Annotated in this window: 17 protein-coding genes and 1 pseudogene; 16 read left to right on the top strand and 2 right to left on the bottom strand. The window is 72.3% G+C overall.

The features are described from left to right. Nucleotides 1-47 precede the first annotated feature (47 nt). Complete coding sequence (gene glmM, locus ACWEGE_RS02565) at nucleotides 48-1382, top strand: phosphoglucosamine mutase (RefSeq protein ID WP_449658705.1); 1335 nt, start codon at nucleotides 48-50, stop codon at nucleotides 1380-1382. Here the strand turns inward: glmM and ACWEGE_RS02560 are convergent. After that, nucleotides 1368-2252, bottom strand: a complete 885-nt coding sequence (locus ACWEGE_RS02560) for a cytochrome P450 (protein WP_449658704.1) — start codon at nucleotides 2250-2252, stop codon at nucleotides 1368-1370. The two genes, glmM and ACWEGE_RS02560, sit on opposite strands and share 15 nt — an antisense overlap. Before the next feature lie 30 nt (nucleotides 2253-2282). Between ACWEGE_RS02560 and ACWEGE_RS02555 the strand changes: the two genes are divergently transcribed. The 5 genes from ACWEGE_RS02555 to ACWEGE_RS02535 all read left to right on the top strand — a co-directional run bounded on the left by ACWEGE_RS02555 (nucleotide 2283) and on the right by ACWEGE_RS02535 (nucleotide 7541). Continuing rightward, nucleotides 2283-3821, top strand: coding sequence for a fatty acyl-AMP ligase (locus ACWEGE_RS02555; protein ID WP_449658703.1), 1539 nt, complete (start codon nucleotides 2283-2285; stop codon nucleotides 3819-3821). Beyond that, entirely contained in the window at nucleotides 3814-4074 is a 261-nt protein-coding gene (locus tag ACWEGE_RS02550) for an acyl carrier protein (protein WP_449658702.1), read from the top strand. The genes ACWEGE_RS02555 and ACWEGE_RS02550 overlap by 8 nt, the downstream gene beginning before the upstream one ends. Before the next feature lie 152 nt (nucleotides 4075-4226). Beyond that, nucleotides 4227-4541: a hypothetical protein gene (locus ACWEGE_RS02545; RefSeq protein ID WP_449658701.1), complete on the top strand. Its 315-nt coding sequence runs from the start codon at nucleotides 4227-4229 to the stop codon at nucleotides 4539-4541. Further along, the gene (locus ACWEGE_RS02540) at nucleotides 4541-7057 is read left to right on the top strand and encodes a WXG100 family type VII secretion target (RefSeq protein ID WP_449658700.1); all 2517 of its coding nucleotides are present in this window, start codon (nucleotides 4541-4543) and stop codon (nucleotides 7055-7057) included. The genes ACWEGE_RS02545 and ACWEGE_RS02540 overlap by 1 nt, the downstream gene beginning before the upstream one ends. Before the next feature lie 19 nt (nucleotides 7058-7076). Beyond that, nucleotides 7077-7541, top strand: a complete 465-nt coding sequence (locus tag ACWEGE_RS02535) for a hypothetical protein (protein WP_449658699.1) — start codon at nucleotides 7077-7079, stop codon at nucleotides 7539-7541. Nucleotides 7542-7558: 17 nt separating this feature from the next. On the opposite strand, the gene ACWEGE_RS02530 is transcribed toward ACWEGE_RS02535, so the two are convergent. Then, complete coding sequence (locus ACWEGE_RS02530; protein ID WP_449658698.1) at nucleotides 7559-8383, bottom strand: dienelactone hydrolase family protein; 825 nt, start codon at nucleotides 8381-8383, stop codon at nucleotides 7559-7561. A 388-nt stretch (nucleotides 8384-8771) separates the two neighbouring features. Here ACWEGE_RS02530 and glmS point away from each other — a divergent pair, with 388 nt between their 5' ends. The 10 genes and pseudogenes from glmS to ACWEGE_RS02480 all read left to right on the top strand — a co-directional run. Further along, on the top strand, nucleotides 8772-10634 hold the full coding sequence (gene glmS, locus ACWEGE_RS02525; RefSeq protein ID WP_449658697.1) for a glutamine--fructose-6-phosphate transaminase (isomerizing): 1863 nt from the start codon (nucleotides 8772-8774) through the stop codon (nucleotides 10632-10634). A gap of 14 nt (nucleotides 10635-10648) precedes the next feature. Further along, a complete protein-coding gene (locus ACWEGE_RS02520; protein WP_449658696.1) occupies nucleotides 10649-12088 on the top strand; it encodes an NAD(P)H-hydrate dehydratase in 1440 nt (479 codons plus the stop codon). Nucleotides 12089-12302: 214 nt separating this feature from the next. After that, nucleotides 12303-13139: a DeoR/GlpR family DNA-binding transcription regulator gene (locus tag ACWEGE_RS02515; RefSeq protein ID WP_449658695.1), complete on the top strand. Its 837-nt coding sequence runs from the start codon at nucleotides 12303-12305 to the stop codon at nucleotides 13137-13139. Continuing rightward, nucleotides 13129-14559, top strand: a complete 1431-nt coding sequence (gene xylB / locus ACWEGE_RS02510) for a xylulokinase (RefSeq protein ID WP_449658694.1) — start codon at nucleotides 13129-13131, stop codon at nucleotides 14557-14559. The genes ACWEGE_RS02515 and xylB overlap by 11 nt, the downstream gene beginning before the upstream one ends. A gap of 3 nt (nucleotides 14560-14562) precedes the next feature. Further along, on the top strand, nucleotides 14563-15654 hold the full coding sequence (locus ACWEGE_RS02505; RefSeq protein ID WP_449658693.1) for an ABC transporter ATP-binding protein: 1092 nt from the start codon (nucleotides 14563-14565) through the stop codon (nucleotides 15652-15654). Nucleotides 15655-15683: 29 nt separating this feature from the next. After that, nucleotides 15684-16799 (top strand): alanine racemase, encoded by a 1116-nt coding sequence (gene alr, locus ACWEGE_RS02500; RefSeq protein WP_449658692.1) that lies wholly within the window; start codon nucleotides 15684-15686, stop codon nucleotides 16797-16799. Further along, nucleotides 16796-17893, top strand: a complete 1098-nt coding sequence (locus ACWEGE_RS02495) for an alpha/beta fold hydrolase (protein ID WP_449658691.1) — start codon at nucleotides 16796-16798, stop codon at nucleotides 17891-17893. The genes alr and ACWEGE_RS02495 overlap by 4 nt, the downstream gene beginning before the upstream one ends. Further along, on the top strand, nucleotides 17890-18351 hold the full coding sequence (gene tsaE / locus ACWEGE_RS02490) for a tRNA (adenosine(37)-N6)-threonylcarbamoyltransferase complex ATPase subunit type 1 TsaE (protein ID WP_449658690.1): 462 nt from the start codon (nucleotides 17890-17892) through the stop codon (nucleotides 18349-18351). Before ACWEGE_RS02495 ends, tsaE begins: the two co-directional genes overlap by 4 nt. Before the next feature lie 113 nt (nucleotides 18352-18464). Beyond that, nucleotides 18465-18677, top strand: coding sequence for a hypothetical protein (locus ACWEGE_RS02485; protein ID WP_449658689.1), 213 nt, complete (start codon nucleotides 18465-18467; stop codon nucleotides 18675-18677). Between the two features lie 4 nt (nucleotides 18678-18681). Continuing rightward, nucleotides 18682-18831: pseudogene (locus tag ACWEGE_RS02480) on the top strand (tRNA (adenosine(37)-N6)-threonylcarbamoyltransferase complex ATPase subunit type 1 TsaE); the annotation flags it as partial. Nucleotides 18832-18848: the final 17 nt, after the last annotated feature.

Here is an 18848-nt window from a genome sequence, read left to right as displayed (position 1 = left end):
GCCCACGTCGCTAGGTTGTCGTGGTGTTCCCACAAGGAGGTCGATCGATGGCACGCCTGTTCGGTACCGACGGGGTCCGTGGCCTGGCCAACGCCGAGCTGACGCCGGAGCTGGCACTGGCGCTGGCGGCCAGTGCCGCCCGCGTGCTCGCCGCGCACGACCGCTCCCACCGGCCGGTCGCGGTCGTCGGCCGCGACCCGCGTGCCAGCGGCGAGATGCTGGAAGCCGCGGTCGTGGCGGGGCTCACGTCCGCCGGGGCCGACGTCCGCCGCGTCGGGGTGCTGCCCACCCCGGCCGTCGCCTACCTGGTCGGCGCGCTCGAGGCCGACCTCGGCGTGATGATCTCCGCGTCGCACAACCCGATGCCCGACAACGGCATCAAGCTCTTCGCCGCGGGCGGGCACAAGCTCCCCGACGGCATCGAGGACGAGATCGAAGCCGGCGTGTCCGCCGAAGCCACCCGCCCGACCGGCGCCGGTGTGGGCCGTGTCACGGACGTCGAAGACGCCCTCGACCGCTACGCCGCCCACCTGCTCGGTGCCACGCCGCACCCGCTGGCCGGGCTCAAGGTGGTCGTCGACTGCGCGAACGGGGCTTCGTCGGCTGCCGCGCCCGAGGTGTACCGCCGGGCCGGTGCCGAGGTCGTGGCGCTGCACGCCGACCCGGACGGCATCAACATCAACCAGCACTGCGGCTCGAACCACCCGGAGCTGCTGCGCGAAGCGGTCGTCGCCCACGGCGCCGACCTCGGCATCGCGCACGACGGCGACGCCGACCGCTGCGTGGCCGTCGACTCCGCCGGCGAGCTGGTGGACGGCGACCAGATCATGGCCGTCCTCGCGCTCGCGCTGGCCGAGGCCGGCGAGCTGACCAAGGACACGCTGGTCGCGACCGTGATGAGCAACCTCGGCCTGCACCTGGCCATGAAGGCGCACGGCATCACCGTGGTCACGGCCGCGGTGGGCGACCGCTACGTCCTCGAGGAGCTGCGTGCCGGCGGCTTCGCGCTGGGCGGCGAGCAGTCGGGCCACGTCGTGCTCCCGGCCCACGCCACCACCGGAGACGGCCTGCTGACCGCGCTGCGCCTGATGAGCCGCATGGCCGAGACGGGCAAGTCACTGGCCGACCTGGCGGCCGTGATGAACCGGCTGCCGCAGGTGCTGGTCAACGTCCCGGTCGCGGACAAGGCCGCGGTCGCGGACTCGACCGAGGTCCGCACCGCCGTCGGCGAGGTCGAGGCCGAGCTGGGCGAGGAGGGCCGGGTGCTGCTGCGCCCGTCCGGCACCGAGCAGCTGGTCCGCGTGATGGTCGAGGCGCCCGCGCAGTCGACCGCGCAGGCCGCGGCCGACCGCCTGGCCGGCGTCGTCTCAGCGGTTTCCTGACCCGAGGGTGACCACGGCCTCCTCGAGGCCGTGGAACACCGGGTGGGTCTTCCAGCGGGCTTCGCCCACGCGGCACCCGCCGCTCAGGACCTTCGCCAGCGCACCCAGCGCGATCTCGCCCTCGGCCACCGCCACGCCGGAGCCGGGGCACGCGTGGCCGCCCAGCCCGAACGGCAGGCCGTCGGTCAGCGAGATCGCCACCGGGCCGTCCGGGCCGAAGCGCAGGACGTACCGGGCCGGGCAGACCGCCGTCACCAGCTCCCGCACGGTCCGCGGCCCCGAGGTCGCGAGCTCGAGCCCGGCGCAGGCCAGGAAGTTCAGCGAGTTCTCGTAGGCCGCGTGCGCGAGCACCACGGCGTTGATCACCAGCTCGTCCTCGTCGAGCCGGCCGGCCGCGTGCGCCTCCCGCAGCGCCGTCAGCCCACCCGGCCCGGCCGGGGTCCGGCTCAGCTGCACCGCCAGCCGGAACGCCGACGCCTGGCCGGCCCGGTCGACGCGGGCGAAGACGTCGAGGTTCGCCGTCGTCGCCTCCAGGTGGTCCAGGAAGACGTCGTCGAGGGGCACCCCCAGCACCGCCGACGTCACCAACCCGGCCACCGGCCGCGCGAAGTCGCGCACGAGGTCGAACGAGGTCCCCAGCCCGGCCACCACGCCCTCGATCGAGGCGCGCAGGGCAGCCGGGACCGGCTCCAGCCCGGCGATGATCTCCCGCAGCACCGCACGCACGCGGGTGTGGCCTTCGCCGTCCCGCAGCAGCACGCTGGGCGAGCCACCACCCGGATCCGACGTCAGCCCGGGGGACCGCAGGGCGCGGGCGCACGCGTCGCGGCCGGAGACCACCGCGATGCCGTGCCGTTCGAACTCGTCCATCGCTTCGACACGGTAGGGCAGGATGGGCCCGTGCCGCCCGCAGCAGTCCCGGAAGCCGTCCTGGCCACGCCGTTCACGGACTACCTGCTCCGCAACGCCGCCGAAGACCGGCCCGCGTTCACCTGCCGCACCTTCCCGGGGCCCGCCGACCACACGCTGACCTGGCCGCAGGTGCTCGCGCGCGTCCGCGGGGTCGCCCGCGAGCTGCGCCGCGTCACCCGGCCGGGTGATCGGGTGGCGATCGTCGCCCGGCAGGACCTCGGGTACGTCGTCGCCTTCCTCGGGACGCTCTACGCGGGGCGCATCGCGGTGCCGCTGTCCGTGCCGACCGGCCGCACGAACCGCGCCCGGATCGAGGCGGCCTTCGCGGACGCCACGCCGTCGGCCTGCCTGACCTCGAAGAACCTGGTGGACAAGGTGCCGCCGGGTCTCGTGCTCGCCATCGAGGACATCGACGCCGTCGAGCCGGGCGATGCCGAGCCGCCCGCCGCCGTGGCGATGACCGATCCCGCGTACCTGCAGTACACGTCCGGCTCGACGCGCCGCCCGGCCGGCGCGGTGATCTCGCACCGCGCGCTGGTGGCCGCCTGCTGGCAGACCACGCGGTGCTACCGGGCCGACGCGTCCACCCCGCTGGCCGGCTGGGTGCCGTTCTTCCACGACATGGGGCTGATCCTGCTGATCGGCACGCCCGTCTTCCTCGGTTCGCGCTCGGTCTTCTTCACGCCGATGGAGTTCGTGCGCGACCCGCTGCGCTGGATCCGGCTGCTGGCCGAGCACCCCGGGGTCGTCACCGGCGCGCCCGACTTCGCCTTCGCACTGGCCGCCGAAGCGGCGGGTGACCTCGAAGGCGTCGACCTCTCGCGGGTGAACTCGCTGCTCAACGGCAGTGAACCGGTCCGCGCGGACACCGTCGAAGCGTTCGCGGCGGCCTTCGCCCCGTTCGGGTTGCCGCGCGCAGCGCAGAAGCCGGCGTACGGGCTGGCCGAGGCGACGGTGTTCGTCACGAGCGCGGGCGCGGAGGGGCCGACGATCCGGGTGTTCGACGGCGAGCCGCGCGTGTCGGTGGGGCGGCCGTACGGCCAGCGGATCCGCATTGTCGACAAAGAGATCCAGGTGTCCGGGGCGAACGTCGCCGACGGCTACTGGGGCCGCGACGACGTGCTCGCCCCCGGCGGCTGGCTGCGCACCGGCGACCTCGGGTTCGTCCACGACGGCGAGCTCTACGTCACCGGCCGCCGCAAGGACCTGATCATCGTCGACGGCCGCAACCACCACCCGCAGGACATCGAGGCCACCGTGGCGGCCGCGCACCCGGGCATCCGGCGGGTCGCCGCGTTCGCCGTCCGGGACGGCCGCGGTGAAGGCGTCGCGGTGGTGGCCGGGTGCACCGCGCCGGACGCCTCGGTCGAGACGGCCGTGCGGCGGGCGGTTTCCGCGGCCCACGACCTGCCCCTGCGCGCCCTGTGGCTGGTGCGGCCAGGCGAGGTGCCGCGGACCTCCAGCGGCAAGGTGTCCCGCGCCGCGGCCCGCGAGCGCTGGTGGGGCGAGAATGAGCGGCATGGCTGACCCGGGCACCTACGTCGACGAGATCCGGCGGATCATCGCCTTCGCGCTGGAGATCCCGCCCGAGGGGCTCACCGACACGACGCCGTTCGACGACCTCGGCCTGACGTCCCGGCAGCGGATCCAGCTGCTGTCGCGGGTCGAGGTGACCTACGGCGTCTCGGTCGACATCGACGAACTCGACCGGCTGGTGGACATCCGCGGCGTCGCCGAGGTGATCTCCGAAGCGGTCGCGGCGCAGCACGCCGGCGGGTAGGTCCCGCCCGGGTGCACTTCGCGGAAGCCCAGGTGAGCCGGTCGGCGGGACGCTAGACTTCTGTGTGCATCTGCGACGGCACCGAACGGTGTCCGGGCGCGTCACAGTCCCGGAACGACTGGGGACCTGTGGGATCGAAGGGGGCAGCCACCATGCCGAACGGCTACGAAGCGAGTTCGGAGGCGATGACGCGGGCGCAGATCCGCCTGGCGGACGTCGCCGACGACCCGGCGAACGAAGCGAAGAAGGTCGCGCCGACCGAAATCATCGCGGGGGACTTCGGGCGCGTGCACCAGGAGAGCTTCGGCAAGTACAAGGCCGGGATCGACGAAATCGGTGCGGGCATGACGGGGCTGTCGAACGCCCTGCTGAACCTGGGCAGCGGAATCGGGACCGCGGGCGCCAAGTACAACGCGCAGGAAGCGAACGCCGGCGCGACGGCGAACCAGGCCGGGGGTAACCGCTGATGGCTGAATGGGCCGAAATCAAGAAGGTCCTCGACGACCCGAACGTCTCGATGGCCGCCAAGTCCAAGCTGATGGAGGAATACAGCGAGGACACGGTCAACTTCGACGAAGAAGAAGAGGCGTACGCCGCCAAGTACATCGAGAACTACACCGACAGCGTCAGCTTCAACGACGACTGGCTGCCGGGGTCGTCGTCCGACGTCGACGAAGCGCTGCAGGAAGCGCAGCAGGAAGCCGCGGCCAAGAAGCAGGAACACGAGCGCGACACCGCGGCGCGGGACCAGGCGAAGAAGAACCTCGACGGAATCGGCGCGCCGACGTTGGGGGCCGGCGCGAAGAGTTCCGACGAACAGCTCGACCAGGGCAACGTCGCGGTCGACATGCTGGCGAAGTGGACCGACGAGGTCTGGAACAAGTTCGGCCAGAAGAAGGATTCCCAGAAAGAGCTCAAGGACAAGTTCCACGAGAACCGCGGGATCCAGTACCAGAAGTTCCTGGGCGACGCCGACGACCTGGCCAAGGCGCACAAGGTCGTCGAGGACGCGCTCACCAAGAGCGACACCGAACTCCAGACCCTTTTCGACGCGTGGAAGGGCAAGGGCGCCAACGCGGCGGAGATCAAGTACGACGAGACGATCAAGCCGCACGCCAAGGAGCTGTCGCAGCAGATCGACGGCGCGGCGAAGCTGATCCCGCAGACCGTGACGCAAGTCTTCACCGCGGTCAAGAAGAAGGTCGACGAAGTCCTGCAGCTGCACCGCCCGGTGATCGCCGAGGCCGACATCCCGATGGCACTGGACGTCCTCAAGATCGCCAACAACGAGACCGAGGAATTCGACGACTTCATGAAGGTCGCCGGCTGGATCGACGCGGTGAACGCCAAGCACGGCAACAACTCCAACCTGGCCGAGCGCCTGCAGAACGACGACGGCTGCTTCAACCAGGAGAACATCGACTACGGCCGCAACGTCTGCCGCTACTGGCGCGACGGCGCCTTCTCGACCGAGTACAAGAGCCTGATCACCGCGTTCGACGGGTCCTGCAAGGCCGCCAAGGACACGATCGACCAGCAGTTCGGCGCGCTCGCGCGGTACATGGACGGCTACCGCAACCAGCTGACCGAGGCGAAGAACGAAGGCGGCGGCGACAAGACCGGGAACACGGGGAACACCGGGAATACGGGCAACACCGGGAACACCGGCACCGGCAGCACGGGGAGCACCGGCACCGGGAGTTCGGGCAGCACCGGCAGCGGCTCCACGACGCCGTCGGCGACCGAGCCTCCGAAGGCCGAGGAGCCCCCGAAGCCGGAAGAGGGCAAGAACCCGATCACCGGGAAGCCGCTGGAGGTCGACCCGGCGACCGGCGAGCCGTACCCGATCGACCCGAAGACCGGCGAAGCCATCAAGGACTCCGGCGACACCGACACGGTGTCGGTCAAGAAGGGCGACAACACGATCACGATGTCCGAGCCCGACAAGGAGGGCAAGCAGGACATCTCCGTGGACGACGGCCACGGCAACAAGAAGGACTACCACCTCGACTGGGGTGACGACGACAAGGCCGAAGCGGCCAAGGACGGTGCCGGCAAGGACGGCGACAAGGCGTCCTTCGGGCCGCAGGGCACGCAGCAGCCGGTCAAGGACGGCCAGCCCTCGGCCGACGGCTCCTACAAGCCGGGGCCGGACGGCAAGATCCACATCCAGGACGGCAACCTCAAGATCACCGCGGAGCGGCCGGAGGGCCCGGACGGCCCGACGATCGTGACGGTCGACGACGGCAAGGGCGAGCCGACCACCTACACCCTGGACGAGAAGGACGACCCGAAGGCCGCGGACCTCAAGGCGGACGGCCTCAAGGCCGACGTGAAGCCGGTGGGCGTCGGCGCGGACATCCCGCACGACGCGAACGCCGAGTCCCCGCTGACGAAGGACCCCGCGCCGCCCAACCCGGACCCGGGCTTCACGCGCAGCGAAGGGGCGTCGAGCTTCACCGCCCCCGGCGGCTTCGAAGGCGACCTCGGCGGCGGGGGCAGCGTCGGAGCCGAGCCCGCGGTGGCGACGGCCGACGCGGGCGCGGGAGCCGGCGCCGGTGCCGACTCCGGTGCCGCCGACGCGACCACGACGGCGGGCGCGAGCAACTTCGGCTCGGCCGTCACCGGCGGCGGGTCGCCGGACTTCGCCGGCGCCGTCTCGCTCGACCCGGGCGCCCAGACGGGCAGCGACGCCTCGTTGCCGATGTCCGACGGCGGCGGCGGTCTCGGCGCGACCCCGGTCGACCCGGGCGTGCACCAGGCCGCGGCGAGCTCGTCGAGCATGAGCGGCATGTCCGGGATGGGCGGCATGGGGATGATGGGCGGCATGGGCGGCGCGCCCGGTGGTGGCGGCGGCGACCAGCAGCGCGGCCCCAGCCAGTACCGCATCGAGGGTGGCGTGTTCGAAACGAGCGGCGCGAAGGGCCGCATCAGCGGCTCGCTCGACGACGAGGGCGACCGTTCGATCCGGTACGACCGGTGACGAGGGGCGAGGAGGGCCGATGAGCAGCGCCGAAGACCGGTATCGCGCGGCGATATCGACGATGGAAGCGGCGGCGCGGGAGCAGGACGAGCAGCGGGGGCTGCGCGAACGCCGGCTCGCCGAGGCCCAGCAGCAGGCCCGCGAGGGCATGCAGAAGGAGCTGGCCGCCACGCAGCGGTACGCCGAGCACATGGACGAGCTCAACAAGCGCAAGCAGAGCGCGGGCGGCTGGGCGACGGAGAAGACGCTGGCCGACAAGTCCCGCGAGTCGCTGATGGAGTTCGGCGTCCACGACGAAGAGGCGGACACGGGGTACACGAACTACCCGACGCCGAGCTACGGCACGCCGGCTGCGGCGGCGGTCCCGCCGCGTCCGGAGCCGGCCCCGGAACCGCCGCCGGCGGCCGAGCCGCCGCGACGTGGCCGGCACGCGCGTCAGCCCGACGACGAGGACGACTTCTCCAGCACCAGCTGGCTGGTCTGACCGGGGGCCCGCCGGCGTCAGCGGGCGGGCTCTTCCTCACGCTCGATGGGGGCGCGCTTGACGTCCGCCTCGAGCAGGGGCCGGTACTTGCCGGTGCCGGTCAGGTGGGTCAGGAAGAACGCGGTGAACAGCGCGCGGGTGAGCTGCTGCGTCCCGCGGTGCGGCTTGCCGTGCATGAACAGCTGCGACCAGTGCCTGCCCTCGGTGACGCCGAGGTGCGACGCCTTGCCGAGGAACCGCAGCTGGACGTCGTCGCCGCCCCAGGCACCGGCGATCGCTTCGGCGTGTGCAACGGCGGGGGCGACCAGGTCGTCTTCGGCGGCGAGGTGCAGCCCGGGGACGGTGACCGCCTTCGCCGACTCGGTGGCGGGTGGGAGCGTCTGGGCCGCGGTGATGGTGGCGACGGCCTTGATCCGCGGGTTTTCGGCCTGCGCGTCCTGAGCCGCGGCGAGGACGGCGGAGCCACCACCGCTCGAGTGGCCGGCGAGGCCGAGCTTGCCGGGGTCGACGCTGATGCCGTCCGGCCCGAGCCGCACGGTGGTGACGACGTCGAGGGTGGTCAGCAGGTCGGCGGCGAGCAGCCGATGCGACGGCAGGGGCCCTTTTTGCGTGGCCGGAGCGGCGGCGACGATGCCCCAGCTGGCGAGGTGCCGCAGCAACCCCCGGTACCGATCGGGCGGCTGCAGCCACCCGTGCCCGAACGCCACGGCGGGCAACCCGAGCCCGGCGCGCGGCGTGAAGACCACGCCGGGCAGCCCGACCAGGGCGAGGTTGCCCCGCAGGACCTCGTGCGGACCCGGGTGCGTCAACTCCGCGAGCAGCTGCTTGGGCTTGCTGGCCATGGCCGAACCCTACTGTGCGAGCTCGCCCACGGCTCGCCCGCCGCCCCGGCGCGCCGCAACAGCCGGCCCGCGCACCCCAGGCTGGTCGGCGCACCTGCGTGGTCGGCTCGCGTGCTTGGAAGGTCGGCTCGCGTGCCTGAAGGGTCGGCCCGCGTGCCTGAAAGGTCGGCCCGCGTGCCGCGACGGCCGGCCGGCATTCCTGGCGGCCCGCGGGGGCGCCCCCCGTTTTCCACGCTACCGGCAGGCACCGACAGTTTCGGTCACCCAAGCCTGTCCGGCACCTCCAGCCCGCCGCATTGGTTCGAACCATCCGGGGCGTGTCCGTGCAGGTCGTGGGTGTTCACGGACCCCGTCAGCCCGCTGAACATCCCTCGTTAGGCTGGTGACCGTGTGTGGAATCGTGGGATATGTCGGGCACCGCCCGGCTCTGGACGTCGTCCTCGGTGGGCTCCGGCGCATGGAGTACCGCGGTTACGACTCCGCCGGTGTCGCGGTCCTCGACGGTGCCGGTGCGCTGACCGTCGAGCGCAAGGCGGGCCGGCTGGCCAACCTGGAAACCCGGCTCGACGAGGTCGGCCGCGAGCACTTCGGCGGTACCGCCGGCATGGGGCACACCCGCTGGGCCACCCACGGCGCGCCCGTCGACCGCAACTCGCACCCGCACCGGGACGCCTCGCAGCGCGTCGCCGTCGTGCACAACGGCATCATCGAGAACTTCGCCGCCCTCCGCACCGAGCTGGAAGCCGACGGCGTCGAGATGGCCAGCGACACCGACACCGAGACTGCCGCCCACCTGGTGGCCCGCGCGTACACCGAGGGCGACACGAAGGGTGATCTCACCGCCAGCGTCGCCGCCGTCTGCCGCCGGCTGGAAGGGGCGTTCACCCTGGTTGTGACGCACGGCGACCACCCGGACACGATCGTGGCCGCGCGCCGGTCGTCGCCGCTGGTCGTCGGGGTCGGTGACGGTGAGCACTTCGTCGCCTCCGACGTCGCCGCCTTCATCGAGCACACCCGCGAGGCCGTCGAGCTCGGCCAGGACCAGCTCGTCGTGATCACCCGCGACGGCTACGACGTCCTCGACTTCCACGGCGACGCCGCCCAGGCCAAGCCGTTCACCGTCGACTGGGACCTGAGCGCCGCCGAGAAGGGCGGCCACGAGTACTTCATGCTCAAGGAGATCGAGGAGCAGCCCGAAGCGCTGGCCAACACGCTGCGCGGGCACTTCGAGTCCGGCCGGATCATCCTCGACGAGCAGCGCATCTCCGACCAGGACCTCCGCGACGTCGACAAGGTCTTCGTCGTCGCCTGCGGCTCGGCCTACCACTCCGGCCTGGTCGCCAAGTACGCCATCGAGCACTGGACGCGGCTGCCGGTCGAGGTCGAGCTGGCGAGCGAGTTCCGCTACCGCGACCCGGTCCTCGACCGGGACACGCTGGTCGTCGCGGTGAGCCAGTCCGGCGAGACGGCGGACACGCTCGAAGCCGTCCGGCACGCCCGTGAGCAGAAGGCCCGCGTCCTCGCCGTCTGCAACACCAATGGCGCGCAGATCCCGCGCGAGTCCGACGCCGTCCTCTACACCCACGCCGGTCCCGAGATCGGCGTCGCCTCGACCAAGGCGTTCCTCGCCCAGATCGCGGCGAACTACCTGGTCGGCCTGGCGCTGGCGCAGGCCCGCGGCACGAAGTACCCGGACGAGGTCGCCCGCGAGTTCGCCGAGCTGGAGGCCATGCCCGCGGCCGTCCAAAAGGTACTGTCCACTGTGGAGCAGGTGCGGGAGCTCGGCCGCCGGATCGCCGACTCGAAGGCGATCCTGTTCCTCGGCCGTCACGTCGGCTTCCCGGTCGCCCTCGAAGGCGCGCTGAAGCTGAAGGAACTCGCGTACATGCACGCCGAGGGCTTCGCGGCCGGCGAGCTCAAGCACGGCCCGATCGCGCTGATCGAGGACGGCCTGCCGGTCGTCGTCGTGATGCCCTCGCCCAAGGGCCGCGCGGTGCTGCACTCGAAGCTCGTGTCGAACATCAGCGAGATCCAGGCGCGCGGCGCCCGGACGATCGTGATCGCCGAAGAGGGCGACGAGACGGTCCGGCCATTCGCCGACGAGCTCATCGAGGTCCCCGCGGTGCCGACGCTGCTGCAGCCGCTGGTCTCCACGGTGCCGCTGCAGGTGCTGGCCGCGGAGATCGCCCGCGCCCGCGGGTACGACGTCGACAAGCCGCGTAACCTGGCGAAGTCCGTCACAGTCGAGTAAGCGGAGGCCCCGCCGTGCAGGGAATCTGGACCACGGAACGGATTCGCGAGGCGGAGGGGCGGGCGTTCGCCGTCACGCCCGAGGGCGAGCTGATGCGCCGGGCGTCGTTCGGGCTCTCGGTGCACATCGCGGACTTCCTCGAGGACCACACCGGCGGTGTCTCGGGCCGCCGGGTCGTCCTCCTGGTCGGCTCGGGTGACAACGGCGGCGACGCGCTCTGGGCCGGCGCGTTCCTGCGCCGGCGCGGGGTGGCTGTCACGGCGATCCTGCTCAACCCCGCGAAGGCACACGCAAAAGGCCTCGGTGCGCTGAAGCGGGCAGGCGGCCGCGCGGTGCCCGCCGCGGACGGTCCACAGTGGATCGCCAAGGCGGACGTCGTGGTCGACGGGATCGTCGGCATCTCTGGCCGCGGCTCGCTGCGGCCCGACGCGGCCCGGCTGGTCGAACTCGTCGAGGCCCCGATCGTCGCGGTCGACCTGCCCAGCGGCGTCGACCCGGACACTGGCGCGGTCGACGGCCCGGCCGTGCAGGCCGCCAGGACCGTCACGTTCGGCGCGCTCAAGCCGGTCCACGCGCTCGCGCCCGCCCGCTGCGGCGAGGTCGTTCTCGTCGACATCGGCCTCGAGCTGGCGGACCCCGACCTCCGGCGGCTCGACGTCGTGGACGTCGCCGCGGCCTGGCCGGTGCCCGGACCGGAGGACGACAAGTACAGCCAGGGTGTCGTCGGCATCGCGGCGGGCTCGGCGACGTACCCGGGCGCGGCGGTGCTGGCGTCCGGTTCGGCGGTCCGCGCGACCTCGGGTCTCGTGCGGTACGCCGGTCACGCGGCCGACGTCGTCCGCGCGCAGTGGCCGGAGATCATCGCGACCGGCACGGTCGCGGACGCCGGGCGCGTCCAGGCATGGGTCGTCGGCCCGGGCATCGGCACCGGCTCCGACGGGCGGGACGTGCTGCGGTACGTGCTCGGCCAGGGCGTCCCGGTCTGCGCGGACGCCGACGCGACCACGATCATCGCGAAGTCCCCGGACGTCCTCGACGCCCGCGACCCGGACACCCCGCTGGTCCTGACCCCGCACGCGGGCGAGTACGAGCGCCTGATGGGCCGCAAGCCGGGCCCGGACCGCGTGACAGCGGCGCGCGAAGCGGCGAAGAAGTACGACGCCGTGGTGCTGCTGAAGGGCCACTGCACGGTGGTCGCGGCCCCGGACGGCCGGGTCGCGATCAACACGCCCCGGGGCGCCTGGCTGGCCACGGCCGGCTCGGGTGACGTCCTGTCCGGCCTGGTCGGCGCCCTCCTGGCGGCCGGGTTGGACCCCTGGCTGGCCGCGGCCGCCGCCGCGGACGTGCACTCGCTGGCGGGCGCGATCGCGGCCCAGAACGCCCCGACCTCGGCATCGGGCCTGGTCCACGCCATCCCGGAGGCCATCCGCGCGGTCCGCTCGCTCATGTCCTGACCGGACGACACGCGTACCCACACGGACGACACGCGTACCCACACGGACGACACGGCGGCGGCCTGCCGGGCCGGCGTGTCGTCCGGCTGGGTGCGCGTGTCGTCCGTCGGCGTACGCGTGTCGTCCGGGCAAGCACGCGGGCCGAGCCAACTTACCGAGAAGACTTATCGAGTTCTCTGTTAACTTCACGCGCCAAATCTGGTAAGAATTCCGTGTGAGCGGCGGCACAGCAGCACCCGGAGACCGGAAGACCCGGCCGTCCGATGCCGTCGTCGAGCAGCGGCGGCAGGACATCCTCGACCACGTCATCGAGCAGGGCGAGGCGCGGATCGACGACCTGACCAGCCGCTTCAAGGTCAGCCTGATGACCATGCACCGCGACCTCGACGACCTGGCCGAACGCCGGCTGCTGCGCAAGCTGCGCGGCAAGGTCGAGGCGTACCCGGCGCTCACCATCGAGAGCGCCGCCCGCTTCCGCGACACGCTCCACCACGGCGAAAAAGAGGCGCTCGGCCAGGCCGCCGCGAACCACGTGCAGCCCGGCCAGACCGTCTTCGTCGACGACTCCACCACGCTGCTCCCGCTGGTCAAGCGGCTCGCCGAGATCGACGCGCTGACCGTCGTCACCAACTCGCTGCACGCGGCCCGCCTGCTCGGTCCCCGGGTCGAGGTCGTCCTCGCCGGCGGCCGCTACAGCCACGAGTACGACTCCTGCGCCGGTCCCGAGGTGCTCAACCTGTTGGACTCGATCCGCGCCGACGTCTCGTTCGTCTCGGTCACCGCCGTCGCCGTCGGGCGCCTGTTCCACCCCGACCGCGACTACGCCGAGCTCAAGAAGGCCGCGCTGAAGGTCGCGAACCACACCGTCCTCGTCGCCGACCACTCGAAGTTCGGCCGCACCGCCACCTACGCGCACGGCGACGTCGGCGACTACGACCTGCTGATCACGGGCCAAGCCACGCCCACCGAGGAGATCGAGGCCGCGCTGAACGCCGGCACCTCGATCGAGATCGTCGAACACGTCGCAGAGGGGCAGCCCTATGACAGCTGAACTGGTCGCCGGCATCGACTCGTCCACCCAGTCGACCAAGGTCGTCGTGTGCGACGCCGAAACCGGCGAGATCGTCCGCACCGGCCGCGCGCCGCACCCCGACGGCACCGAGGTCGACCCCAACGCCTGGTGGGACGCCTTCCAGGAAGCCACCAACGGCGTGCTGGACGGCGTCCGGGCCATCGGCGTCGGCGGCCAGCAGCACGGCATGGTCACCCTCGACGAAGACGGCGAGGTCGTCCGGCCGGCGCTGCTCTGGAACGACACGCGCTCCGCGCAGGCGGCGCTCGACCTCATCGACGAGCTCGGCGGGCCGTCGGCCTGGGCGAAGTCGGTCGGCTCGGTGCCGGTCGCCAGCTTCACCGTGACGAAGCTGCGCTGGCTGGCCGAGCACGAGCCGAAGCTCGCCGACCGCGTCGCGCGGGTGCTGCTCCCGCACGACTGGCTGACCTGGAAGCTCACCGGCGGCGACCCGGTCACCGACCGCGGTGACGCGTCCGGCACCGGCTACTTCTCGCCGACCGACAACGCCTACCGCCTCGACGTCCTCAGCCACGCCTTCGGCGGCCGGACGCCGGAGCTGCCCACCGTGCTCGGCCCGGCCGACACCGCCGGCCACACCCCGGACGGCGTGCTCGTCTCGGCCGGCACCGGCGACAACATGGCGGCCGCGCTCGGCCTCGAACTCAAGCCCGGTGACGCGGTCGTCTCGCTCGGCACCAGCGGCACCGTGTTCGGCGTCGCGGAGACCGGCGCCGCCGACATCAGCGGCGAGGTCGCCGGGTTCGCCGACGCGACCGGCCGCTTCCTCCCGCTCGCCTGCACGCTCAACGCCGCCCGCGTCCTCACCGCGACGGCCGCGATGCTCGGCGCGACGCTCAGCGAGTTCGACCGGCTCGCCCTGACCGCCGAGCCCGGCGCCGGCGGGCTGACGTTCCTGCCCTACCTGGACGGCGAGCGCACCCCGAACCTGCCCGGCGCGACCGGCTCGCTGTCCGGGCTGACCAGGGACAACATGACCCCGGAGAACCTCGCCCGCAGCGCCGTCGAAGGCATGCTCTGCGGCCTGGCCGCGGGCCTCGACGCGGTGCGCACGCACGGCCTCGACGTCCAGCGCGTGCTGCTGATCGGCGGGGGCGCGCAGTCGCGGGCCGTCCGCGCGGTCGCGCCGCTGGTCTTCGGCGTGCCCGTGCAGCTGCCCGAAGTCGCCGAGTACGTCGCGCTGGGCGCGGCGCGGCAGGCGGCGTGGGCCCTGGCTTCCAGTGCGGAACCCCCGTCCTGGCAGGAGAACCAGAAGCTCCGGCTCGAGCTGGACGAGCCGACCGAGGCGCAGCGCGCCGAGGGCCACCGGATCCAGCAGCGCCACCTCGAAGCCCGCGAAGCGGCGTACGGGGTCCGGCGGAATCTCGGAGAGGACTGACCGATGGCTTCCATCACCTACGACAAGGCGACCCGCCGCTACCCCGGTGCCGAGCGCCCCGCGGTCGACGCGCTGGACCTGGAGATCGCCGACGGCGAGTTCCTCGTGCTGGTCGGCCCGTCCGGCTGCGGCAAGTCGACCAGCCTGCGCATGCTGGCCGGCCTCGAGGACATCGACGACGGCGCCGTCTGGATCGGCGACCGCGACGTCACCCAGCTGCCGCCGCGCTCGCGCGACATCGCGATGGTGTTCCAGAACTACGCGCTGTACCCGCACATGACGGTCGCGCAGAACATGGGCTTCGCGCTGAAGATCGCCGGCCGCCCCGCGTCCGAGATCAAGCAGAAGGTCCTCGAGGCCGCGAAGCTGCTCGACATCGAGCAGTACCTCGACCGCAAGCCGAAGGCGCTCTCCGGTGGTCAGCGCCAGCGCGTCGCGATGGGCCGCGCGATCGTCCGCGAGCCGCAGGTCTTCCTCATGGACGAGCCGCTGTCGAACCTCGACGCGAAGCTGCGCGTGTCGACGCGTACGCAGATCGCCGCGCTCCAGCGCCGCCTCGGCGTCACCACCGTGTACGTCACGCACGACCAGGTCGAGGCCATGACGATGGGTGACCGCGTCGCGGTGCTTTCGGACGGCCTGCTCCAGCAGTGCGACACCCCGCGCGCGCTGTACGACAAGCCCGCAAACGCTTTCGTCGCGGGCTTCATCGGCTCGCCGGCGATGAACCTGGTGACCGCGAAGCTGACCGCGGACGGCGCCGAGCTGGGCGGCGGCAGCGTGCCGCTGACCCGCGAGGTCATCGCGGCCGCCGACGGCGACAAGGTGACCCTCGGCTTTCGGCCGGAGTCCCTGGAAGTGACCACCGAGGGCGACAGCTCGGTGCCGATCAAGGTCGACCTGGTCGAGGAGCTCGGCTCGGACGCGTACGTCTACGGCAAGCTGGCCGAGACCGACGCCGAGGGCACGAAGTCCAACATCGTCGCCCGCGTCGACCCGCGCACGCCGCCGGCCATGGGCGACACCGTCCACCTGCGGATCCGCCCCGACGAGCTGCACGTGTTCTCCGCCACGTCCGGGCTGCGCCTGCCCTGACCGCGGGTCGTGGGAAACTGGAGGGTGCCATGACCTCCAGTTTCCCGCGGGCGCAGGTCGACATTGACCTCGACGCGATCCGCCACAACCTCACCCTGCTGGGCGCCCGCGCGCCCGGCTCCCAGGTGATGGCCGTGGTGAAGGCCGACGCCTACGGCCACGGCGCGCTGCCGGTGGCGCGCGCCGCGGTCGAGGCCGGCGCGTCCTGGCTGGGCACCTGCTCGCTCGGCGAGGCCCTCGCCCTCCGCGAAGCCGGCCTCAAGACCCGGCTGTTCAGCTGGCTGGACACCCCCGACGTCGACTTCGCGGCGGGCGTCGAAAACGATGTCGACCTCGCCGCCAGCTCGCTGGGTGAGCTTCGCCGCATCGCCGCCGCCGCGAAACCGGGTACCCCCGCTCGTGTGCACCTCAAAATCGACACCGGGCTCTCCCGGAATGGCTGCCCGCCCGCCGCGTGGGCCGAGCTGGTCGAAGCGGCGGCCGCCGAACCGCGGGTCGAGGTGGTCGCGATCTGGTCCCACCTCGCGTGCGCCGACGAGCCGAAGCACCCCTCGATCGACCTGCAGGCCAAACGCTTCGCCGAGGCCTACGACACCGCCCGCGCCGCCGGGCTCGACCCGATGCGGCACCTGGCGAACTCCGCGGCCCTGCTCACCCGGCCGGACCTGCACTTCGACGTCGTCCGGCCCGGCATCGCCATGTACGGGCTGAACCCGGTGCCGCAGGCCGAAGACCTGCGCCCGGCCATGACGTTCCGGTCGGCGGTCGCGCTGGTCAAGCGCATCGAGGCCGGGGAATCCGTGTCGTACGGGCACACCTGGACCGCACAGCGCGACACGACCCTGGCGCTCGTGCCCGCCGGGTACGCCGACGGCGTGCCCCGCAGCCTGTCCGGCCGGATGGACGTCTGGCTCGGCGGGCGGCGGCGGCCGGTCGCCGGGCGGGTCTGCATGGACCAGCTGGTGGTCGACTGCGGTGACGACGAACCGGCCGCCGGCGACGAGGTCGTCCTGTTCGGCGCCGGGGCGCACGGCGAGCCCACCGCCCGGGAATGGGCCGACAAGCTGGGCACCATCGACTACGAGATCGTGACGTCGATGTACCGGCCGCGGGTCCGGCGCCGGTATCTGGGGGAACACTCGTGACACCTTCACGACGACTGCTGGCCATCGCCGGCGGGGTCGGGGCCGTGGCCACCGGGACCGCCGCCGCCATCGCCGTCGCCGCGCAGCAGCGGCGGCACAGTGAGGATCCGTACGTGGACGAGCCGCTGGGGGAGCTGAAGCCCGACCGCACTTCGACGGTCGCGGCCGAGGACGGCACGCCGCTTTCGGTCGAGGAGATCGACCCGGAAGACGGCGGCGAACCGGAACTGACCGTCGTGGGCGTGCACGGCTTCGCGCTTTCGCGGCGTTGCTGGCACTTCCAGCGGCGCGACCTCGCGTCGCTGCGGCTGCCGCGCGTGCGCCAGGTGTACTACGACCACCGCGGCCACGGCCTGTCCGGCGCGGCTTCGGCCGAGACGTCGACCATCGAACAGCTGGCCCGCGACCTGGACTGCGTGCTGCGGTCCGTGGTGCCGGACGGGCCGATCGTGCTGATGGGGCACTCGATGGGCGGCATGGTCATCATGGAGCTGGCCGCCGAGTTCCCCTCGCTCTTCGAGGACCGGGTATGCGGGGTTGCCTTCATCGCGACCGCGGCGGGCGAAGTGGGCGCACGCGGGTTGCCGCGTTCGCTGCTCTCGAAGTACAACCCGCTGACGCGCGCGGCGGGCGGCCTCGCCGGGTGGCAGCCCGGGCTGGTGGAGTTCGTCCGCGCGGCGGGCGGCCAGCTGACGCGGCAGGCCGTGCGCCGGCTGGCGTTCGGCAGCCGTGACGTCGCGCCGCGGCTCGTCGACTTCATGCTCGAGATGCTCGAAGTGACGCCGGTGCGCGGGCTCGTCAACTTCGTCGACACGCTCGGCAGCCACAACCGGTACGCGGCGCTGGCCGGCCTGAAGCACGCGGCAGTGCTGGTCATCGGCGGCGATTCGGACCGGTTCACGCCGTTCTCGCACGCCGAGCGGATCGCGGCCGAGCTGCCCGACGCGGAGCTGGTCCGCGTCCGCGGCGCCGGGCACATGGTCCTGCTCGAGCAGCCCGAGCTGGTGAACAGCCATCTGATCGATCTCCTGCAACGCTGTTCCGGTGTGGACGGCGAATCCTCGTCCCGGCGAACCTGGTGGTGGCAGCGTTGAGTTTCGTGTTCCCGACCCCCGAAGAGACCATGGACTTCGGACGGGCCCTCGGCCGCGTGTTGCGCGCGGGCGACCTGGTGCTCCTGGCCGGCCCGCTCGGCGCGGGCAAGACGACGCTGACCCGCGGCATCGCGGACGGCCTCGGCGTCGGCGGCCGGGTGAGTTCGCCGACGTTCGTCCTGGCCCGGGTGCACCCGGCGGGTGCCGCGGGCGTGCCGCTGGTGCACGTGGACGCGTACCGGCTCGGCGGTGATCTGTCGCAGCTGGACGACCTCGACCTGGACACGGATCTTGAGCGCTCGGCCATCGTGGTCGAGTGGGGTGAGGGTTCGGCGGAGCGGTTGTCTTCGGACTACCTCGTCGTGCGGCTGGACCGTCGCGAGGACGATGTCCGCGAGGTCACGCTGGAGCCGCACGGTGCGTGGGGTGACCGGGTTCCGGAGCTCACGACGGCTTGATCGCCGGCCGCGCTCAGGTTCCCCCCGACGGGGGAAATCCGCCGGAATCTCGGTCAAACACCGCGCGGTTCCCGATATCAGGGGTGCCGGCTCGCAACAGGCGGGCCCTCCGAATGGAAAACCTGATGGTCGCCGCAAACAAGGCCACCGCGCGCCAGCACGCGGAAATCGCCACCAAGGCAGCCCATACACGGGCCCTCGAGCACATCAAGCAAGGTAGGCCGGAGGAGGCGGAGGCGACACTCCATCGCAACGCCAAAACCGTACTCAAGTGGCTCACAGGTACTCACGAGAAGTACGGCGAGGCGATGCCGGAGGGCCTCTGAACCGGTCGTCGAGTGGGGTGAGGGTTCGGCCGAGCGGTTGTCTTCGGACTACCTCGTCGTGCGGCTGGATCGCCGTGAGGACGATGTCCGCGAGGTCACGCTGGAGCCGCACGGTGCGTGGGGTGACCGGGTTCCGGAGCTCACGACGGCTTGATCGCCGGCCGCGCTCAG

It is taken from the genome of Amycolatopsis sp. NPDC004747 (assembly GCF_053601335.1).
This window is presented reverse-complemented; position numbering and strand designations above follow the sequence as displayed.